Origin of the sequence: Pseudomonas sp. SMV71 (assembly GCF_052042015.1) — a bacterium.
In the GTDB taxonomy this organism is placed as follows: domain Bacteria; phylum Pseudomonadota; class Gammaproteobacteria; order Pseudomonadales; family Pseudomonadaceae; genus Aquipseudomonas.
In genome coordinates, this window is record NZ_JBKGGU010000007.1 from 1 (window position 1) to 19,613 (window position 19,613).

Here is a 19,613-nt window from a genome sequence, read left to right on the forward strand (position 1 = left end):
CCGCTGCTGTCAACACCTCTTTTTTCACCGCTTTCGACCGAGAAGATCGAACCGTCAATGGACACTACTACAACTGCCCTGTCGACTCCTTCCAGGCTTCGATGAACTGAAGCAGCCCGCGATCGAAAACCAACTAACTCATTGAATCTCAAGGAGTTTTCCGTTTCGACTGCGCCGGAAGTGGGGCGAATTATAGACATCTGAAATCTGCCGTCAACCCTTAATTTTGTTTTTCTATCAGATGGCGAGTAGGGCTTGAATTCCTGCCGTCATATAGACGGAAGCGCTGCATATGAGCAATATACTGCTCAACTCAATCTGCATTTCTGGACGACTCCGCGTAATGAATTCCCCACATCGCAGCCTGGCCTCCTCGTTGTACCCGGTTGCCCTGCTAATAATAGCCATGGCCTCCATCCAGTCAGGCGCGTCCCTCGCGAAAAGCATGTTTCCTGTTGTAGGGCCGCAAGGCACCACAACGTTACGGCTGATCTTCGCCAGCATCATCATGCTCTTACTGCTGCGCCCCTGGCGTGCCAGGCTGACAGCCCAGTCCCTGCGCACCGTAATCGTCTACGGAATGGCATTAGGGGGCATGAACTTTCTGTTCTACATGTCACTGCGCACCATTCCGCTGGGGATCGCGGTGGCGCTCGAATTCACAGGTCCCCTGGCGGTCGCCATTTATGCTTCGCGCAGGGCGATCGACTTCCTGTGGATTGCCCTGGCCGTGATTGGCCTGATTCTGTTGATTCCTACCGGCGCCACCAGTGCCGGCCTCGACCTGGCCGGTGCAGGTTATGCGCTGGGCGCCGGAGCCTGCTGGGCGCTATACATCCTGTTTGGGCAGAAGGCCGGTGCGGACAATGGGGTACAAACCGCCGCCCTGGGGGTCATGATCGCCGCCCTGTTCATCGCCCCCATCGGAATCATCCACGCGGGATCTGCGCTGCTCACACCCAGCCTGATCCCTGTTGCGATTGGCGTCGCCATCCTGTCTACCGCCCTGCCCTATACCCTGGAAATGATTGCCCTGACCCGGATGCCAGCCCGTACCTTCGGAACCCTGATGAGTATCGAACCTGCCATCGGTGCACTGTCCGGCCTGGTGTTTCTTCAGGAGTGCCTGTCATTCGCCCAATGGTCCGCCATTTTCTGCATTATCCTGGCATCGGTAGGCGCAACGCTGACCATGGGCAACGCTGTGAAGCCCGCCGTCGCGGCAGATTGAAGCAGGATTTAACGAAGGTCTGGTAATTGCCACGCATTTAGGCCATGTTTAGGTCGGTAACCCAATGGCAGACATGGATTTTTCATACAGGACGTCATGAACGCTTCAAGCAAGAGCGAGCACAATCGTACGTGGACGTAAGATCCACGACGGTTATAAGGATGGGAATGAAACGAATTTTGATACTGATCGCCGTACTTGCTGTTGCAGGCTGCGCGGCAACATCGAAAACCGAAGTCAAACGCGGTAAAAAAGGTCTTCACATCAACTGCTCAGGCCTGTCCTCATCCTGGGACCAGTGCGCCGCCAGCGCCGCCAACTCATGCGCCCCCAAGGGCTACAAAGTCGTCGCCAAATCCGGTGATGCCGTCGAGGAGCCCGGGGATTATCCCTTTGGGCTCAACCCAGCCGGCTATACCAGCCGCAGCATGATTGTCATCTGCAAATAGGGCACGTTTGGTCGGACGGCTGCTCAACAATTCGGCGACGGATCTCGTCTTGGTTGGATTTGAGCACGTCACGCTGGGTCCCCAGTACAGGCAATGCGCATCGTGCTTCAGGTTGCTCGACGTGACTCATGCACAGGCACTGACTCACACAGCGCGCGGTGTACGGCGCGCCGAGCACGTTCGTTGGTGACTGTATTTCGGCCAGACCGGCTGGACTTCGTCCGTGACGCCCTGGCCTGTCCCATGGTCAAATGGCTGCGGTCCGCTGGTTCAGCCATTGCAGGGCGGCGCCATCCAACAACGGGCTCAATCGACGTTGAACCTCGGCGTGGTAGGCATTGAACCAGTCCTTTTCGTCCTGGGTCAGCAGCGAGGGTTCAAGGCAGCGGGTATCGATCGGGCATAAGGTCAGGGTTTCGAACTCCAGGAACTCGCCGAACTCGCTGCTTCCCGCCTCACGATTCAACACCAGGTTCTCGATCCGCACGCCCCAGCGGCCGGGACGATAGGTGCCCGGCTCGATGGAGGTGATCATGCCCGCTTGCATTGCCGTCTGCGGCGCAGCGACGGCCTGATAGGCAATCACCTGCGGACCTTCGTGGACGTTGAGGAAATACCCTACGCCATGGCCGGTGCCATGCCCGTAATCCACTTGCTCGGCCCAGATCGGTGCGCGAGCGATGGCATCGAGCAATGGCGAGAGGATTCCCCGAGGGAATCGGGCCCGAGACAACGCAATCACCCCTTTGAGCACGCGAGTGCAATCACGCTTCTGCTCGGCGGTAGGTGTTCCCACCGGCACCATCCGGGTGATGTCCGTGGTGCCGCCGAGGTATTGGCCACCGGAATCGATCAATAACAAACCATCGCCTTCGATGACCGCATGGGCCTCTTCGGTGGCATGGTAATGCGGCATCGCGCCGTTGGCATTGAATGCGGCGATGGTATTGAAGCTCAGGGACACAAAATCAGGTCGACGCATGCGGGCCGCGGTCAGGTGCTCATCGATGGTCAGCTCGGTGATGCGCTCGCGGCCCCAGGCGCTTTCCAGCCAGGCGAAAAATTCACAAAGCGCGGCGCCGTCCTGCTCCATGGCGCGACGGATATGCTCGGCGTCGGCCAGGCTTTTGCGCGACTTGGCCAGCGTCGTCGGGTTGAGCCCTTCCACCAATTTCACGCCACTGTCCAGGTTATCCAGCAAACCCACCGTGACCCGGGCCGGATCCACCAACAAACTTGCACCGCCCGGCACTTCGCGTAAAGCCGCGGCCGCTTCGTTGTAGTCACGCAGGGTCACACCGTCCTGTTGGAGGACGCCACGCAGCGCAGCGTCAACCTTGCCCAGGGCCACGAACAACGTCGCCTGCTGTTGATTGATCAAGGCAAAGGAGACAAATACCGGGTTGAACGAAACGTCCGCGCCGCGCAAGTTGAACAGCCAGGCGATGTCATCCAGCGTGGCGATGAAATGACAATCGGCGCCGCGCTCCTTGAGAACTTCGCGCAATTTGGCGAGCTTTTCGGTCCGGTTGACGGTGGCTTGGGGCGCCTGGTGCGCATAGACCGGCTGATCTGGCAGGCTCGGGCGGTCGGTCCAGACTTCCTGGAGCAGATCGATATCGGTACGCAACCGTGCGCCCCGCTCTTGCAGTTTGCCGCGCAGCGTTCGGGCAGATGCCACCGCCATGACCGCACCGTCGACCGCGACCACGCCCTCCTCAGGGGTTTGTTCAGCAAGCCAGTCCAGTGGGCCGGGCTGGCCTGGAATGAGCTTGACCAACTCGATACCGCTGCCCTCCAACTCCTTGGTGGCCTGTTCCCAGTAGCGGCTGTCGGCCCAGACACCGGCAAAGTCGCCAGTCACGATCAACGTCCCCACCGAACCATGGAAACCCGACAGCCATTGCCGGCCCTGCCAATACCCCGGTAGGTATTCCGACAGGTGCGGGTCGGCTGACGGCACCAGCAGCGCATGGATACCCTCGCGACTCATCAGTTGACGGATACGGGCCAGGCGTTGGGGAACCAGTCCATGGGTCAAAGGCTCGGTGCTCATCATTTCTCCTGCTGATTATTTTGTTGTATGCCGAGAACACTCGGCCTAAGAGGTAGTCGCCCAAAACGCCGGCGCGGTAATACACGCCGCCTTGATCAAGCGCACCGCCTCATCGATATCCTGTTCGGTCGTGAAGCGGCCCAAACTCAAACGAATGGTCCGCCCCGCCGCTCGTGCGTCGAGCCCGAGGGCCAGTAATACATGCGACGGGGTGTTGTGCGCCGAATTGCAAGCCGAAGTCGCGGAAAATGCAATCGAAGCGCCCAATGCCGCCGGGTTGAACTCACCGTCGTGAAACGTGAGGCTCAAGGTATGAGGAATCCGTCGCGTCGCACAACCATTTATACGCACCCCAGGCAGTGCCAGCAGTGGCTCCAGCAAACGATTGCGCAACCGGGCGATTTTAGCGAGTTCATCATCGAAGGCCTGGGCGGCGAGTTCGAAGGCGGCGCCCATGGCCGCGATCTGGTGGGTTGCCAGGGTTCCGGAGCGCAAGCCGCCTTCATGACCGCCGCCATGAATCTGCGCCGACAGCCGTGGCCGGGCTCGCTCGCCAACGTAAAGCGCTCCGATCCCCTTGGGGCCGTAGATCTTGTGGGCGGAAAAAGACATCAGGTCTACCGGCCATCGGGCCAGGTCGATCTTCACCTTTCCAGCGCCTTGGGCGGCATCCACATGGAACAGCGCACCGTGCCGGCGAACGATTTCACCGATGGCGGGCACATCATTGACAGTGCCCAATTCGTTGTTCACCAACATCAGCGACACCAGGATTGTATCCTCACGCAGGGCCTCGCGAACCGCTTGTGGACTGATCAGGCCTTGGTCATCCGGCGCCAGCCAGGTCACCGCAACGCCACTTTCCTCAAGCTGACGGGCCGTATCGAGAATCGCCTTGTGTTCGATCAGGCTGGTAATGACATGCCCACCGGAGCCATTGCGCGCCTGGGCCACGCCTTTGAGGGCCAGGTTATTGGACTCGGTGGCGCCGGAGGTCCAGACAATTTCCCCTGCCTGAGCGCCGACCAATTGCGCCACCTGCTGGCGAGCGCGCTCCACCGAGCGTCGCGCCTCCTGGCCAAAGGCATGGGAGCTGGACGCCGGGTTGCCGAAATTGCCGTCAAAGCCCAGACACTCGACCATGACCTGAATGACCCGCTCATCCACCGGCGTGGTGGCGGCGTAGTCGAAATATAAAGGACGTTTATTCATGGGATACTCGCAGAGCCTGCTCCGGGACCAGGTGCCCTCGTTGAGTTCGAGACTGGCATGACCTGATCGAAGACCTTAAAGAAGTCGAACTTCGTTTAAAAGTGCGTAGGAACGCTCCTGAACAGCGAGCTTAGCAGGCATCGCGTCGAAGCTCAGCCCTCACTTGATGCTTTCGAGCAACAACGGGTACAACGAGGCGACCAGCAACAACGCCATGCCCCAGTTGAACAACCGCAACCAGCGACGATCACGCAACAGGTTGCGCAACAGCGTGCCGCAGACGACCCACAGGCTGACACTTGGCAGGTTGATCAGCGCAAACACTGCCGCGATCACCACTACATTCACGAAATAACCCTGGAGCGGCGTGTAAGTGCTGATGGCACCAATAGCCATGATCCACGCCTTGGGATTGACCCACTGGAACGCCGCCGCGCCCCAATAGCTGATCGGCGTATGGTCCTCGGGCTGGCTATCACCGACCGGGCCGGAGTGGGCGATTTTCCACGCCAGGTACAGCAAGTACGCAGCGCCGATATAGCGCAGCGCAGTGTAGAGAAACGGGTAGGTCTGGAAGACCGCGCCCAGGCCAAGACCCACCGCCAGCACCAGGGAAAAGAAGCCGCAGGTAATGCCCAGCATATGCGGGATGGTGCGGTTGAAACCGAAATTCACCCCCGAGGCCAGCAACATGGTGTTGTTCGGGCCAGGCGTAATCGATGTCACCAGGGCAAACAGGGCAAAGCCCAGCAAAAGGTCGAGCGAGAGGTTCATGACGGGTAATCCATCGAGGCGGTCGGTCAAGTCACGACCCTACCCGACGTCCCGGCGCAAACCCATGGACAGTTAGGCAAAACTTCGAGCGGTACAGTCCTCAGCTCGAACGGCCGGGTTGTGGTACGACCTGTTCGGCGCTCATTTGGCCACGATCGTCGAAACCGACGTTCTTCTCGGCAGTCCCGAGCAATTCGACTTTCTTCGCGTGGTACTCATCAAAGGACAAGCCGCGACGATTCAAGGCTTCGAGGGCCAGCTCGCGGGCTTCGTCGGCAGTGTAGGGGCGCAGCTCGGGAGAAGAGCTGGCGCAGCCGCTCAATACGGTGGCGGTCAACAGCAGTAAAACAGCGAAGATACGGTTCATGGCGAGTGTCCTTGTCCTGAAGTGGGGCGATGAACAAAGGCTACCCGCCGGCACGGCACGGCAGAAATCAACCCTCTCGATAGTGGGTATTGGCGACTTGTATCAGCCGTTGCGCTTAATAGACCAACTGGCAGTGCAACGCGTCGTCCGGGCTGCGCTCGATGTTGCGCAGCACCTGGAACGAACCAAACGTCACGGCTTTGGCCCGGTGGACCTGAAGCAACCGCCAGAAATCCTGCTGGCCGTTTTCAAAGCTGCGCAAAGCCGCTTCGCCCGACTCGCGGGTGTGCCATTGCAAGTAATTGAGCACCCGCCGTCCGTCTTCGCTGACCTGGATACTGGCGCTCAGGAAGCCCCGATGATCCCGGGCAAGGCGTTCATTCTGCTCCGACAGGTCCGTGACCAATGCCTGTTGCCATTGAGGCTCGATGTCGAACTCCATCAATTGGGTGAAGCTGCGATTGTTCCTTGACGATTGCATGAAGAATCCCCGATGCCAGTAAGACGGATCTTGCGATCCGAAAGCGTGCAGGGTAAAACCTCTAGTTAAGTCAAGGTCAAGCGGTGAATGCAGCGATGGCACAGATAGATGTCCACAAGGAGCTTACCGTTGGCCAAGTGGCCGCCCGCAGCGGCGTGGCGGTCACGGCGTTGCACTTCTACGAATCCAAGGGACTGATCCAGAGCACGCGCAACCAGGGCAACCAACGGCGTTATCCCCGGGGTGTATTGCGCCGGGTGGCACTGATCAAGGTCGCCCAACGCCTGGGCATTCCCTTGGCGGAAATCGGCGAGGCACTCAGAACCCTGCCGGACAACCGCGCTCCAACGGCCGCCGACTGGGCGAGCTTGTCGACGCAATGGAGCCGGGAGCTGGACGAACGCATCAATCGGTTAATGGCCCTGCGCGATCGACTCAACGGTTGCATCGGCTGCGGTTGCCTATCGATGCAAGCCTGTCCGCTGCGCAATCAGGGCGATGTGCTGGGCGAACGCGGACCTGGGGCTCACCTGTTGGACGAGCCTTAGGACGTTCGTCGGCGCGCGGACCGATACAGGGCACCTGACCTATAGTGGAGGACGCAAATGGACGAAGACACTCTTCGCCTCCCATAACAACAAGGAGAAACGTCATGGGCGTCAAAGCCATTCCCGAAGGTTTCCACAACATCACACCCTACCTGGGCATTCAGAAAGCTGCCGAAGCCATCGACTTCTACAAAAAAGCCTTCAATGCCACCGAGGTCATGCGCCTGGCCATGCCCGACGGCGGCGTCGGTCATGCTGAACTGCGGATCAACGGTTTCCCGATCATGCTCGGCACGCCGTGCGATCAAGGCCCATTGAGCAACCCGGACACGTCGCCATCGGTGGGCCTGCATCTATATGTCGAAGACGTGGACAGCACCTATGCCCAGGCGATTGCGGCCGGCGGCACGGTCATTTCCGAGGTCAAGGACCAGTTTTATGGCGACCGGACCGGCACTTTGAAAGATCCGTATGGGCACGTGTGGTTCCTGGCCACACACAAGGAAGACCTGACTCAGGAACAGATCGAGCAGCGGGCCAGGGAAATGTTTCAACAGGGCTAACCGGCCCATGAAACCATCGTGGCGAGGCAGCTTGCTCCCGCTGGGCTGCGGAGCAGCCCCAACGGCTTCCATCGCCTGGGTTCGAAATCCAGGGCCGCTACGCGCCTTAGCGGGAGCATGCTCCCTCGCCACAAAAGAAATGGGTAAACGCGAAACATTTTCTTTCATCTTTCCCTTCGGGATTTTCACCTCTCGTTCGTCTTAATTAGATGCAGCAGGCCACGTCGGCAAAAGCCACGGCCTGTCTTTCCAGGGTTCACGGTATTGCGAAGCCCGTAATACAGGCCCCTTCATCGAATCAAGACGTTCAATCATGTCGAAGAAGTCCCGCTCCAAACTCTGGTTCCTGGTCCATAGCTGGCTGGCGTTACCCATCTGGTTCTTCGTGCTCATCGTGTGCGTCACCGGCACCCTGGCGGTCGTCAGCCAGGAGATCGTCTGGCTGGCCAACCCGGAAATGCGCGCCAGCAAGCCGTCGGACGACGCGCCGCTGCTCAGCTACGACCAGGTCATTGCCGCAATCAGGCAAGCCCAGCCGCAAATCCAGGTGCAAAGCGTTGTCCGTCCGGACGAGTCGCACTTTGCCCTGGAGGTCGGCGTGACCTACCCCGACGGCCGCCCCGACACGGTCTACGTCAATCCCTACAGCGGCGTCATCCAGGGCTCGGCGCCGACCTTCAACTTCCAGGCCTTCACCCGGGCCCTGCATGGCTGGTGGTTGGTGCCGTTCACCAATGGCTACAGCTGGGGCTGGTACCTGGTGTCATTCCTCGGACTGCCCCTACTGGCATCACTGATCACCGGGCTGGTGGTCTACAAGCGTTTCTGGAAAGGCTTCCTGCGCCCTACCCTGCGGATTCGCCACGGTGCGCGGATATTCTGGGGCGATTTTCATCGGCTCAGCGGCATCTGGTCGATCTGGTTCATCGCGGTCATTTCCATCACCGGCACCTGGTTCCTGATCCAGGCCTTGCTGGCCGATAACCAGATTTCCATCTCCAGCGAGCCAGTCATTCCAGTGGTTGCCCGCGAGAGCGTTCCCGTGTCGGCCGATGGCACTGCGCCGCCCACCCTGAACCTGGATCGGGCCATCGATATCGCCCAGCAACGTATCCCGGGGTTGGAGGCGAGCTTCGTCAGCCTGCCCGGCAATGCCTACAGCCATCTGCAAATCGGCGGGCGCGGTTGGTATCCGCTGATGTTCCAGACCGCCACCATCAATCCCTACAACGGTGACGTGGCCGCTTCACGGCTACTGTCGGACCGCACGGCACTGGAGTTCGTCACCGAATCCATGCGCCCGCTGCACACCGGGGATCTCGGCGGCTTGTGGATCAAACTCATCTGGTTTTTCTTTGGTTTGCTGCTGAGCATGATGGTCCTCAGCGGCTTGCTGATCTGGACCAAGCGCACGGCGTTGGCCACCGCCAATGCCTTCAAGCGCAGCCAGAAACCCGTCCGTGAAACCCGGATTGCCCGGCCACTGCAGCCGTCCATCCAGCGCGAATCATCGGAGGGCAGCCTGTGAACGCGTCCAACACCGCCTCGTCACCATCCCGCCTGGGCCAGTTCTGGCACAAATGGCGCTTTCACCTCAACGTGCTGCTGTTGCTGATCCCCCTGGGCTTCATGCCCAAGTATTTCTCCGAAGCAGCGTTGTTTCGCGGCGACGCCGGGCTCGGGGAGCGCCAGATCGGCGAGGTCCAGGTGGGGCCATGGAGCCTGCGCCTGGCCGAGTTTCGCAACGAAGCCCCGCGCCAGCAGGGCCCGGCCGGGTATATGAAGCACTTCAACGCCGCCCTTTGCCAACGCTGCATCGGTGAGGTCAAAGCCACCTACCTGCGCATCGGCAAGCCCCGCAGCCTGCGGGCCGCCGGGGTGATTTTCTTCGGCTCGCCCTATCGCATGGGCGCGTTGCTGCCTGTCCCACAAAAGACCCCATCCGACGCCGAGCTGTGGATAACCCTTGAGGGCTGGGACGGCTCGATGCACCAGGCTTCCATTCCCCTCAGTCAAGCCTCGCCGGCCACCGTCGACTGGCTGAATAACCAAGGACCTCGACCATGATCTCCCGCGCCTTCTTCAATAGCGTGGCGCTGCTGCTCTGCGCCGGTCTCAGCACAAGCGCCCTGGCGCACAACCCGATGTGTCAATGCAAGGCCATCGATGCCGAGCAGATCCAATGCACCGGAGGATTTTCCGACGGCAGCGGCGCGCCCGGCGTGACCCTGGACGTGATCGGCTACGACGAAACCATCCTGGTGCCCGGCAAGCTCGGCGCCGACTCGACGCTGACCTTCAAGAAGCCCAACGCCGAATTCTACGTACTCTTCGACGCCGGCCCCGGCCACGTGGTGGAAATCGACCAAGCCGACATCGAGGCCCCATGAACAGCCCCACCACCCAAGTCATCCGGCCCGCCGGTGCCGGTCATGAAACCCTTTATGTACTGCTGCTGTGCCTGGTCATCGTGCTGGTCTGCGGCACAGTGGTGGCCTGGCATGGCAAAGCCGAAGACACCGCTCACCTGGCCTCGAACCAACTCGACGCACGTCGCGATCTGGGCGCCGCCGAACAAGGTATCTATGCGGACCTGCGGGTGACCCTGGATGAAATCCACCTGCTGCGCCAAGAGCAACAGGTCCTGCCCACCCCGCAAACGCTGGCTGACGAAGGCTTTGCCCCATTCGCGCAGGATGCCAGCGCCACCAGCCGCGGCGGACACAGCTGGCAGTTGCTTCAGGAAAAAGCCTACTTCGGAATCAGTGCAGAGCCGTCCATCGCCGGTTCGTTTCTGATGCGTGTCAGCGAAGCGTCCGACGCAGCACCGGACATCTGGCTCAACCGCGGCACCGCCGTTGCCGTCCCCAACGCACTGGACGCCGCCGCGTTGTCCGCCGCCGGCTGGCAGCAGATCGTCGCGCAGTTCGATGCGGGCGTCACCCGCCAGCACCGCCACTGAACCCACGCTTTATTCAAGAGAAGCTCCTGCGCCCATGTCTATTGCACCTCAACGCCGCCCTCTACTGCACCTGCTGCTGGTCAGCCTCCTGGCCTGCCTGTTCACCACCCAGGCCAGCGCCGAAACCGCCAAGCGCCTGCGCATCGGCATCACCCTGCATCCGTATTACAGCTACGTGGCGAACATCGTCGGCGACAAGGCCGAGGTGGTGCCGCTGATCCCGGCCGGTTTCAATCCCCATGCCTACGAACCCCGGGCCGAAGACATCAAGCGCATCGGCGGGTTGGACGTGATCGTGCTCAACGGCGTGGGTCATGACGACTTTGCCGACCGCATGATCGCCGCCAGCGAAACCCCAAATGTAAAAGTCATCGAAGCCAACGAGAACGTCCCCTTGCTGGCCGCCACCGGCACCGCCGCTCGCGGCGCGGGCAAGGTGGTGAATCCGCACACGTTCCTGTCCATCAGTGCCTCCATCGCCCAGGTCAACAACATCGCTCGCGAGCTGGGCAAGCTCGACCCGGATAACGCCAAGGCCTACACCCAGAACGCCCGTGCCTACGGCAAGCGCCTGCGGCAGATGCGCGCCGCCGCCCTGGCGAAACTGACCCAGGCGCCCAATGCCGAGCTGCGGGTCGCCACGGTGCATGCCGCCTACGACTATCTATTGCGCGAGTTCGGCCTGGAGGTCACCGCCGTGGTGGAACCGGCCCACGGCATCGAACCGAGCCCCAGTCAGTTGAAGAAAACCATCGACCAACTGCGGGAGCTGGACATGAAAGTGATCTTCTCGGAGATGGATTTTCCGTCCACCTACGTCGACACGATCCAGCGTGAGTCGGGGGTGAAGCTCTACCCGCTGTCACACATTTCCTACGGCGACTACAGCGCCGAAAAGTACGAAAAGGAAATGACCGGCAACCTCGACACCGTGGTCCGGGCGATCCAGGAGTCCGGCGCATGACCGTCCAGCAAACCCTCACCCGGCAGGCCACCGGTCCTTCGATCGAGTTTGCCGGCGTCAACCTGACCCTGGGCCGCACCACCATTCTCGACAACGTAACGTTCCAGGTGGAACCCGGAAGCGTCCACGCACTGGTGGGCCCCAACGGCGGTGGCAAGAGTTCGCTGATCAAGACCTTGCTCGGGCAGACGCCGCACCAGGGGCGATTGAGCCTGCAATGGCCGGGCGAGCCCGGTGTGGTCGGTTACGTGCCCCAGGCGCTGGAGTTCGACCGGGGCCTGCCCATGACCGTAGATGATTTCATGGGGGCGATGTGTCAGCGGCGGCCGGCGTTTCTTGGCCTTAGCAAGCAGTACGCGGGCGCCATCGGCGAGGCTTTGGAACGGGTCGGCATGCAGGACAAACGCAAGCGGCGCATGGGTGCTCTGTCGGGCGGTGAGCGCCAACGGGTGCTGCTGGCCCAAGGCTTGATTCCGTCCCCCCGATTGCTGGTGCTGGACGAACCGATGTCGGCGCTGGACGAGGCCGGCATCCAGGTGTTCGGGCGCCTGCTGCAGGACTGGCGCCACGCCGGAATCACCGTGCTGTGGATCGAACATGACCTGGAGGCCGTCGGACGCCTGGCGGATCGTGTCACCGGCCTGAACCGCCGGGTGCTGTTCGACGGCGCGCCGCGCCAGACGCTGACTCCGGAGCGCTTGCTGTCGTTGTTCTCTACCCATCCACGGACGAACGGGAGCGCAGCCTGATGAGCTATGAAACATTTCGCCTGATGATCCAGGGCTGGGCCTCGTCCGGTTATCTGCCCGAGGCGCTGGCCTACGGGTTCGTAGTCAACGCATTGCTGGCCGGACTGTTGATCGGCCCGGTACTGGGCGGCCTCGGCACGCTGGTGGTGGTCAAGCGGTTTGCGTTTTTTTCCGAGGCGGTGGGGCATGCGGCGCTGACCGGCGTGGCCATCGGCATCCTGCTCGGCGAACCCTATACCGGGCCGTACGGCAGCCTGTTCGGCTACTGCCTGCTGTTCGGCATCCTGCTCAATTACCTGCGCAACCGCACGGGCCTGGCACCGGACACGCTGATTGGTGTGTTTCTTTCGGTGTCCCTGGCTTTGGGCGCCAGCCTTTTGCTGATCCTGGCGGGCAAGATCAATGTGCACATCCTGGAAAACGTGCTGTTTGGCTCGGTGCTGACGGTCAACGGCGACGACCTGCTGGTGCTGGCGGTGGTCGGTTCGCTGGTGATGGCCCTGGCGTTGCCGCTGTACAACCGCATCATGCTCGCCAGCTTCAATCCGCAACTGGCGGCGGTGCGCGGGGTGGCGGTGAAAACCCTGGACTATCTGTTCGTGGTCCTGGTGACGTTGATCACCGTGGCGGCGGTGAAAGTCATCGGCGCAATCCTGGTGGGTGCGCTGCTGGTGATTCCGGCTGCGGCGGCGCGCCTGCTCAGCCAGTCATTGAAAGGTTTTTTCTGGTGTTCGGTATTGATCGCCACCGTGAGCACTTTGTGCGGAATTCTCGCGCCGATCGTGTTCGACCTGCCGATCCCGTCCGGTGCCGCAATCATTCTCGTGGCCGGTATCGCCTTTGCCCTCGCGGCCATCGCACGCGGGGTCGTACCCAGTCTCAAAGGGAATCTTGGATAAATGGTTTTTTCATTGCGACAACTGGCTTCGGTCGTGGCCCTGTGCGGCGTGCTGAGTAGCCCTTCGTTCGCCATCGATGGCAATCGCCCGGTGCGTCTACTGGCCTCGCTGTCGGTCACCTATGGCTTGAGTGAAATCCTGCTCAAGGACACCGACGTCAGCCTGGAACGGGCAGCACCGGCCAACCTGCCGGGCACCCGCCAGAGCGCTTATTTCAGCGGTCGCGGTGCGTCGGCCCTGGGCAAGCTGGCCGCCGAGGCCGACGCGGTGATTGGCCTGCGCTCGCTATGGCCGGATGATCCGCTGTACCCCATGGCCCGGCGCAGCAATATCCGCATTGTCGAAGTGGATGCCGCACGCCCGGTGGACGGCGCCCTGCCCGGCATCGCCCTGCAACCGGGCATGGCCGACGGCCTGGCGAGCCAGCCGTGGATGGCCAGCCATAACCTGGGGCGGATGGCGGATGTAATTGCGGCCGACCTGGTGCGCCTGGCCCCGTCCGCCAAGCCCAAGGTCGACGCCAACCTGGCGGCGCTCAAGCAACGCCTGCTCAAACTCAGCGCCGACAGCGAAAAGCAGCTCGCCACTGCCGACAACTTGAGCGTGGTCAGCCTGAGCGAACAGTTCGGCTACCTGATCAGCGGGCTCAACCTGGACGGCATCAGCACCGACGCCCGTCCCGACGCCGAGTGGACACCCGAAGCCCTCCAACAACTGACCGCCACCTTAAAAGATCACGACGTCGCGTTGGTGTTGCACCATCGCCAACCCTCGGACGCACTCAAAGCAGCAATCACCGAAAGCGGCAGCCGGTTGCTGATACTGAGCACCGATGCAGCCGATCCGGTGGCGGAATTGGAGAGCAATGTGAAACAGATCGTCACCGCACTGACCGCCGCCTGAAACACACCCTCCTGTGGGAGCGAGCCTGCTCGCGATGAGGCCTTACCAGTCGACACCTCATCGCGTGACCCTCCGCTATCGCGAGCAAGCTCGCTCCCACATTGGTTCTGTGGCGAACAGCAGTCCTGTGGCCACCTGCCGATCCCTGTGGGAGCGAGCTTGCTCGCGAAGAGGCCTGCCAGTCGACATCTCATTGCCTGAACCACCGCCATCGCGAGCAGGCTCGCTCCCACAGGTTTTGATTGTGGATGTTCAGGCGCTCAGTTCAGGACATCTCCAGGCACTCGCACAAACCCTTCCATCAACACCCGTGCGCTGCGGCTCATGATGGCTTTGTTCACGGTCCATTCGCCGTTGACCTGGCTGGCCTCGGCGCCGACGCGCAGGGTGCCGGACGGGTGGCCGAAGCGGACGGCGTTGCGCTCGGTGCCGCCAGCGGCCAGGTTCACCAGGGTGCCGGAAATCGCCGCCGCCGTACCGATGGCCACCGCGGCCGTGCCCATCATGGCGTGGTGCAGCTTGCCCATGGACAGCGCCCGCACCAGCAGGTCGACATCGCTCGCGGCTACCGCTTTGCCGCTGGACGAAACATAGTCCGTCGGCGGTGCGACAAACGCCACTTTCGGCGTGTGCTGGCGATGGGCGGCTTCGTCCAGGTGTTTGATCAAGCCCATGCGCAAGGCACCGTGGGCGCGGACGGTTTCGAACATTGCCAGCGCCTTGGGATCGCCGTTGATGGCGCCCTGCAACTCGGTGCCGGTGTAACCGATGTCCCTGGCATTGATGAAAATGGTCGGGATCCCGGCGTTGATCAGCGTCGCCTTCAGTGTGCCGACGCCGGGCACGTCCAGGTCGTCCACCAGATTGCCCGTGGGGAACATTGAACCGCCACCGCCCTCCTCGTCAGCCGCCGGATCCAGAAACTCCAGCTGCACTTCAGCCGCCGGAAAGGTCACGCCGTCGAGCTCGAAATCGCCGGTTTCCTGCACCGCCCCATCGGTGATCGGCACATGGGCGATGATGGTCTTGCCGATGTTGGCCTGCCAGATCCGCACCACGGCCACGCCGTTCTGCGGAATGCGACTGGCGTCGACCAAGCCGCTGCTGATGGCGAACGAACCCACCGCCGCCGACAGGTTGCCGCAGTTGCCGCTCCAGTCCACGAACGGCTTGTCGATGGACACCTGGCCGAACAGGTAGTCGACATCGTGGTCGGCCCGGGTGCTCTTGGACAGGATCACGGTCTTGCTGGTGCTGGACGTCGCGCCGCCCATGCCGTCGATCTGCTTCTCGTACGGATCGGGACTGCCGATCACCCGAAGCAGCAAGGCATCACGCGCCGGACCGGGCACGCGAGCCGCTTCGGGCAGGTCCTGCAGGCTGAAGAACACGCCTTTGCTGGTGCCGCCACGCATATAAGTGGCGGGAATTTTGATTTGAGGCGAGTGACCCATGGTGCTCTTGCTCCTTTGACGCAAAAGCAGGCGACCGAAGGATTCATGCATCCCTGGCAGCCTGATGGATTTAGACGGCAACCGCCGATTCGAGGAAGTCCTGGGCAAAGCGCTGCAACACACCACCCGCTTCGTAGATCGATACCTCTTCGGCGGTATCGAGGCGGCAGGTCACCGGCACTTCGACGCGCTCGCCATTCTTGCGGGTGATGACCAGGGTCAGCGTCGCACGCGGCGTACGCTCGCCGATCACGTCATAGACCTCACTGCCGTCGATGCCCAGGGTCTTGCGATTGGTACCGGGCAGGAATTCCAGCGGCAACACGCCCATGCCCACCAGGTTGGTGCGGTGAATACGCTCGAAACCTTCGGCGGCAATCGCTTCGACACCGGCCAGGCGCACGCCCTTGGCCGCCCAGTCGCGGGACGAACCCTGGCCATAGTCGGCACCGGCGATAATGATCAACGGCTGCTTGCGCTCCATGTAGGTTTCGATGGCTTCCCACATACGCATCACCTTACCTTCCGGCTCGACCCGCGCCAGCGAACCCTGCTTGACCTTGCCGTTCTCCTGGACCATTTCGTTGAACAGTTTCGGGTTGGCGAAAGTGGCACGCTGAGCGGTCAGGTGATCGCCCCGGTGGGTGGCGTAGGAGTTGAAGTCCTCTTCCGGCAGGCCCATTTTCGCCAGGTATTCGCCGGCGGCGCTGTCGAGCATGATGGCGTTGGAAGGCGACAGGTGATCGGTGGTGATGTTGTCCGGCAGCACCGCCAGCGGACGCATGCCCTTGAGCGGCCGCGCACCGGCCAACGCGCCTTCCCAATACGGCGGGCGACGGATGTAGGTGCTTTGTGGGCGCCAGTCGTACAGCGGTGTGACTTTCGGTCCGGTGTCTTCCTGAATGGCGAACATCGGAATGTACACCTGGCGGAACTGCTCTGGTTTCACCGAAGCCTTGACCACGGCTTCGATTTCTTCGTCGCTCGGCCAGATGTCCTTGAGGCGGATTTCCCGACCGTCCACCACGCCCAACACATCTTTCTCGATGTCGAAGCGGATGGTCCCGGCGATGGCGTAGGCCACCACCAATGGCGGCGAGGCCAAAAATGCCTGCTTGGCGTACGGATGGATACGCCCGTCGAAGTTGCGGTTACCCGACAACACGGCGGTGGCGTACAGGTCGCGGTCGATGATTTCCTGCTGGATCACCGGGTCCAGCGCGCCGGACATGCCGTTGCAGGTGGTGCAGGCAAACGCCACCACGCCAAAGCCCAGTTTCTCCAGCTCCGGCGTCAAGCCGGCTTCGTCCAGGTACAGCGCCACGGTTTTGGAACCCGGCGCCAGCGACGACTTGACCCACGGCTTGCGGGCCAGGCCCAGGCGATTGGCGTTTCGCGCCAAGAGGCCTGCGGCGATCACGTTGCGCGGGTTGCTGGTATTGGTGCAACTGGTAATGGCGGCGATGATCACGGCGCCGTCGGGCATTTGCCCCGGCACATCGTCCCACTGACCGGAGATCCCCTTGGCGGCCAGATCCGAAACTGCAACGCGGGCGTGCGGGTTGCTCGGCCCCGCCATGTTGCGCACCACCGAGGACAGTTCGAACGTCAGGCCACGCTCATATTGGGCCCCTTGCAGACTGTCAGCCCACAGGCCCACCTGCCTGGCGTAGGTTTCCACCAACTGCACCTGGGCGTCTTCACGGCCGGTGAGCTTCAGGTAGTCGATGGTCTGCTGGTCGATATGGAACATCGCTGCGGTGGCGCCGTATTCCGGGGCCATGTTGGAGATGGTCGCGCGGTCGCCCAGGGTCAGGGCGCGGGCGCCTTCGCCGAAGAACTCCAGCCAGGCACCGACGACTTTTTGCTTGCGCAGGAACTCGGTCAGCGCCAGCACCATGTCGGTGGCGGTGATGCCCGGTTGCAGCTTGCCGGTCAGTTCGACGCCGATGATTTCCGGCAGGCGCATCCACGAGGCGCGGCCGAGCATGACGCTTTCGGCTTCCAGGCCGCCAACGCCGATGGCGATCACGCCCAGAGCATCAACATGGGGGGTGTGACTGTCGGTGCCGACGCAGGTATCGGGAAATGCCACGCCATCGCGCCGCTGGATCACCGGCGACATTTTTTCCAGGTTGATCTGGTGCATGATCCCGTTGCCCGGCGGAATCACGTCGACATTCTTGAAGGCCTTCTTGGTCCAGTTGATGAAGTGGAAACGGTCCTCGTTGCGCCGGTCTTCGATGGCGCGGTTCTTGGCAAACGCCTGAGGATCGAAACCGCCACTTTCCACCGCCAACGAGTGATCGACGATCAGTTGGGTCGGCACCACCGGATTGACCTGAGCCGGGTCGCCGCCCTGCTGGGCTATGGCGTCACGCAGGCCGGCCAGGTCCACCAGTGCGGTCTGGCCGAGGATGTCATGGCAGACCACCCGGGCCGGGAACCACGGGAAGTCCAGGTCGCGCTTGCGCTCGATCAGTTGCAGCAGCGATTCGTTCAGCGTGGCCGGGTCGCAGCGACGCACCAGGTTCTCCGCCAGCACGCGGGAAGTGTACGGCAGGCCGTCATAGGCGCCAGGGCGGATGGCCTCCACGGCCCCGCGAACGTCGAAATAATCCAGCGAAGTGCCGGGCAGCGGTTTGCGAAATTCTGTGTTCATCGTCAGGACTCGGGTCACGGTGGTTTCAGAGGGGTTGGCGCAGCTACCGAAGTGAACTCGGTCCACTGTGGGAGCGGGCTTGCTCGCGAAGGCGGTGTATCAATCGGCATCAATGTTGGATGTCAGTTCGCATTCGCGAGCAAGCCCGCTCCCACAAGGGGTTTTAGATTTCTTCAGTTGCAGCGTCAGCGCCCTCCAGCTCAGCGTTGTTCGATTGCCACGAACTTGCGCTGTTCGACGCCGGTGTATTCGGCGCTCGGGCGGATGATGCGGTTGTTGGCGCGTTGTTCGAACACGTGGGCGGCCCAGCCGGTCAGGCGCGAGCAGACGAAGATCGGCGTGAACAGCTTGGTCGGGATACCCATGAAGTGGTACGCCGAGGCATGGTAGAAGTCGGCGTTGGGGAACAGCTTCTTCTGTTCCCACATGGTCTTGTCGATGGCTTCGGAGACCGGGAACAGCACCGTGTCGCCGACTTCAGCGGCGAGCTTCTTCGACCAACCCTTGATCACCTCGTTGCGCGGGTCGTTGTCCTTATAGATCGCGTGGCCGAAGCCCATGATCTTGTCCTTGCGCTCAAGCATGCCCAAGGTGCCCTTGATCGCCGCCTCCGGCGAGTCGAAGCGCTCGATCATTTCCATCGCCGCTTCGTTGGCGCCGCCGTGCAGCGGACCACGCAGCGAACCAATGGCGGCGGTGATGCAGGAAAACAGGTCCGACAAGGTCGAGGCACAGACCCGTGCGGTGAAGGTCGAGGCGTTGAATTCGTGCTCGGCGTAGAGGATCAGCGACACGTTCATCACCTTGACGTGCAACTCGCTCGGCTTCTTGCCGTGCAACAGGTGTAGAAAATGACCACCGATGGACGGCTCGTCGGTGACGCATTCGATGCGCTGGCCTTCGTGGCTGAAACGGTACCAGTAGCACATGATTGCCGGAAACGCGGCGAGCAGGCGGTCGGTCTTGTCATGCTGCTGGGTGAAATCCTGCTCCGGTTCCAGGTTACCCAGGAACGAGCAGCCGGTGCGCATCACATCCATCGGGTGGGCGTCGGCGGGAATGCGCTCCAGCACTTCTTTGAGCGCCTGGGGCAGGTCGCGCAACTGGCGCAGTTTGTCGGTGTAGGCATCCAGCTGCGCCTGGGTCGGCAGCTCGCCGTACAGCAGCAGGTAGGCCACTTCTTCAAATTGCGCTTGCGCCGCCAGGTCGCGGACGTCGTAGCCGCGATAGGTCAGGCCGGCACCGGACTGGCCCACGGTGGACAATGCGGTTTGCCCGGCCACCTGGCCACGGAGCCCGGCGCCACTGAGTACTTTTGCTTCGGCCATTTGCTGTCTCC

The 19,613-nt window shown here is 61.8% G+C and carries 20 protein-coding genes; 12 read left to right on the plus strand and 8 right to left on the minus strand.

The annotated features are described in order from the left end of the window. The first annotated feature begins 343 nt into the window (after positions 1-343). Both rhtA and ACLEJQ_RS08505 read left to right on the plus strand, forming a co-directional pair. Entirely contained in the window at positions 344-1,231 is an 888-nt protein-coding gene (gene rhtA / locus ACLEJQ_RS08500; RefSeq protein WP_440793966.1) for a threonine/homoserine exporter RhtA, read from the plus strand. Positions 1,232-1,398: 167 nt separating this feature from the next. Then, positions 1,399-1,680, plus strand: a complete 282-nt coding sequence (locus tag ACLEJQ_RS08505; protein ID WP_440793968.1) for a hypothetical protein — start codon at positions 1,399-1,401, stop codon at positions 1,678-1,680. Positions 1,681-1,927: 247 nt separating this feature from the next. Here the strand turns inward: ACLEJQ_RS08505 and ACLEJQ_RS08510 are convergent, their stop codons facing one another. The 5 genes from ACLEJQ_RS08510 to ACLEJQ_RS08530 form a co-directional block, all read right to left on the minus strand. Beyond that, a complete protein-coding gene (locus tag ACLEJQ_RS08510) occupies positions 1,928-3,736 on the minus strand; it encodes an aminopeptidase P family protein (protein WP_440793970.1) in 1,809 nt (602 codons plus the stop codon). A 45-nt stretch (positions 3,737-3,781) separates the two neighbouring features. After that, positions 3,782-4,948, minus strand: a complete 1,167-nt coding sequence (locus tag ACLEJQ_RS08515; protein WP_440793972.1) for a cysteine desulfurase family protein — start codon at positions 4,946-4,948, stop codon at positions 3,782-3,784. Between the two features lie 159 nt (positions 4,949-5,107). Beyond that, entirely contained in the window at positions 5,108-5,722 is a 615-nt protein-coding gene (locus ACLEJQ_RS08520; RefSeq protein WP_440793973.1) for a LysE family translocator, read from the minus strand. 100 nt (positions 5,723-5,822) lie between these two features. Further along, complete coding sequence (locus ACLEJQ_RS08525; RefSeq protein ID WP_440793975.1) at positions 5,823-6,089, minus strand: hypothetical protein; 267 nt, start codon at positions 6,087-6,089, stop codon at positions 5,823-5,825. 115 nt (positions 6,090-6,204) lie between these two features. Then, positions 6,205-6,570, minus strand: coding sequence for an antibiotic biosynthesis monooxygenase (locus ACLEJQ_RS08530; RefSeq protein WP_440793977.1), 366 nt, complete (start codon positions 6,568-6,570; stop codon positions 6,205-6,207). Positions 6,571-6,665: 95 nt separating this feature from the next. On the opposite strand from ACLEJQ_RS08530, the gene soxR reads away from it, so the two are divergent. From soxR to ACLEJQ_RS08580, 10 genes are all read left to right on the plus strand, one after another. Continuing rightward, entirely contained in the window at positions 6,666-7,118 is a 453-nt protein-coding gene (gene soxR, locus ACLEJQ_RS08535; RefSeq protein WP_440793979.1) for a redox-sensitive transcriptional activator SoxR, read from the plus strand. Between the two features lie 104 nt (positions 7,119-7,222). Beyond that, on the plus strand, positions 7,223-7,681 hold the full coding sequence (locus ACLEJQ_RS08540; protein WP_440793980.1) for a VOC family protein: 459 nt from the start codon (positions 7,223-7,225) through the stop codon (positions 7,679-7,681). 313 nt (positions 7,682-7,994) lie between these two features. Next, on the plus strand, positions 7,995-9,209 hold the full coding sequence (locus ACLEJQ_RS08545; protein ID WP_440793982.1) for a PepSY-associated TM helix domain-containing protein: 1,215 nt from the start codon (positions 7,995-7,997) through the stop codon (positions 9,207-9,209). Then, positions 9,206-9,748: a thiamine pyrophosphate-binding protein gene (locus tag ACLEJQ_RS08550; protein WP_440793984.1), complete on the plus strand. Its 543-nt coding sequence runs from the start codon at positions 9,206-9,208 to the stop codon at positions 9,746-9,748. Before ACLEJQ_RS08545 ends, ACLEJQ_RS08550 begins: the two co-directional genes overlap by 4 nt. Further along, a complete protein-coding gene (locus ACLEJQ_RS08555; protein ID WP_440793986.1) occupies positions 9,745-10,071 on the plus strand; it encodes a hypothetical protein in 327 nt (108 codons plus the stop codon). The genes ACLEJQ_RS08550 and ACLEJQ_RS08555 overlap by 4 nt, the downstream gene beginning before the upstream one ends. After that, positions 10,068-10,643, plus strand: coding sequence for a DUF6162 family protein (locus tag ACLEJQ_RS08560; protein ID WP_440793988.1), 576 nt, complete (start codon positions 10,068-10,070; stop codon positions 10,641-10,643). The genes ACLEJQ_RS08555 and ACLEJQ_RS08560 overlap by 4 nt, the downstream gene beginning before the upstream one ends. Positions 10,644-10,677: 34 nt before the next feature. Continuing rightward, positions 10,678-11,607 carry a metal ABC transporter solute-binding protein, Zn/Mn family gene (locus ACLEJQ_RS08565; protein ID WP_440793990.1) on the plus strand — a complete coding sequence of 310 codons (930 nt, stop codon included), beginning with the start codon at positions 10,678-10,680 and terminating at the stop codon, positions 11,605-11,607. After that, entirely contained in the window at positions 11,604-12,356 is a 753-nt protein-coding gene (locus ACLEJQ_RS08570; protein WP_440793992.1) for a metal ABC transporter ATP-binding protein, read from the plus strand. The genes ACLEJQ_RS08565 and ACLEJQ_RS08570 overlap by 4 nt, the downstream gene beginning before the upstream one ends. Further along, on the plus strand, positions 12,356-13,255 hold the full coding sequence (locus tag ACLEJQ_RS08575; RefSeq protein WP_440793994.1) for a metal ABC transporter permease: 900 nt from the start codon (positions 12,356-12,358) through the stop codon (positions 13,253-13,255). The genes ACLEJQ_RS08570 and ACLEJQ_RS08575 overlap by 1 nt, the downstream gene beginning before the upstream one ends. Continuing rightward, a complete protein-coding gene (locus ACLEJQ_RS08580; protein WP_440793996.1) occupies positions 13,256-14,158 on the plus strand; it encodes a metal ABC transporter solute-binding protein, Zn/Mn family in 903 nt (300 codons plus the stop codon). It abuts the gene before it with no gap. 260 nt (positions 14,159-14,418) lie between these two features. Here ACLEJQ_RS08580 and prpF read toward each other — a convergent pair whose 3' ends face one another. The 3 genes from prpF to prpC form a co-directional block, all read right to left on the minus strand. Continuing rightward, positions 14,419-15,612 carry a 2-methylaconitate cis-trans isomerase PrpF gene (gene prpF, locus ACLEJQ_RS08585; protein WP_440793998.1) on the minus strand — a complete coding sequence of 398 codons (1,194 nt, stop codon included), beginning with the start codon at positions 15,610-15,612 and terminating at the stop codon, positions 14,419-14,421. A gap of 70 nt (positions 15,613-15,682) precedes the next feature. Continuing rightward, positions 15,683-18,274 (minus strand): Fe/S-dependent 2-methylisocitrate dehydratase AcnD, encoded by a 2,592-nt coding sequence (gene acnD / locus ACLEJQ_RS08590; protein WP_440794000.1) that lies wholly within the window; start codon positions 18,272-18,274, stop codon positions 15,683-15,685. A gap of 200 nt (positions 18,275-18,474) precedes the next feature. Continuing rightward, positions 18,475-19,602, minus strand: a complete 1,128-nt coding sequence (gene prpC / locus ACLEJQ_RS08595) for a bifunctional 2-methylcitrate synthase/citrate synthase (protein ID WP_440794002.1) — start codon at positions 19,600-19,602, stop codon at positions 18,475-18,477. Positions 19,603-19,613 lie beyond the last annotated feature (11 nt).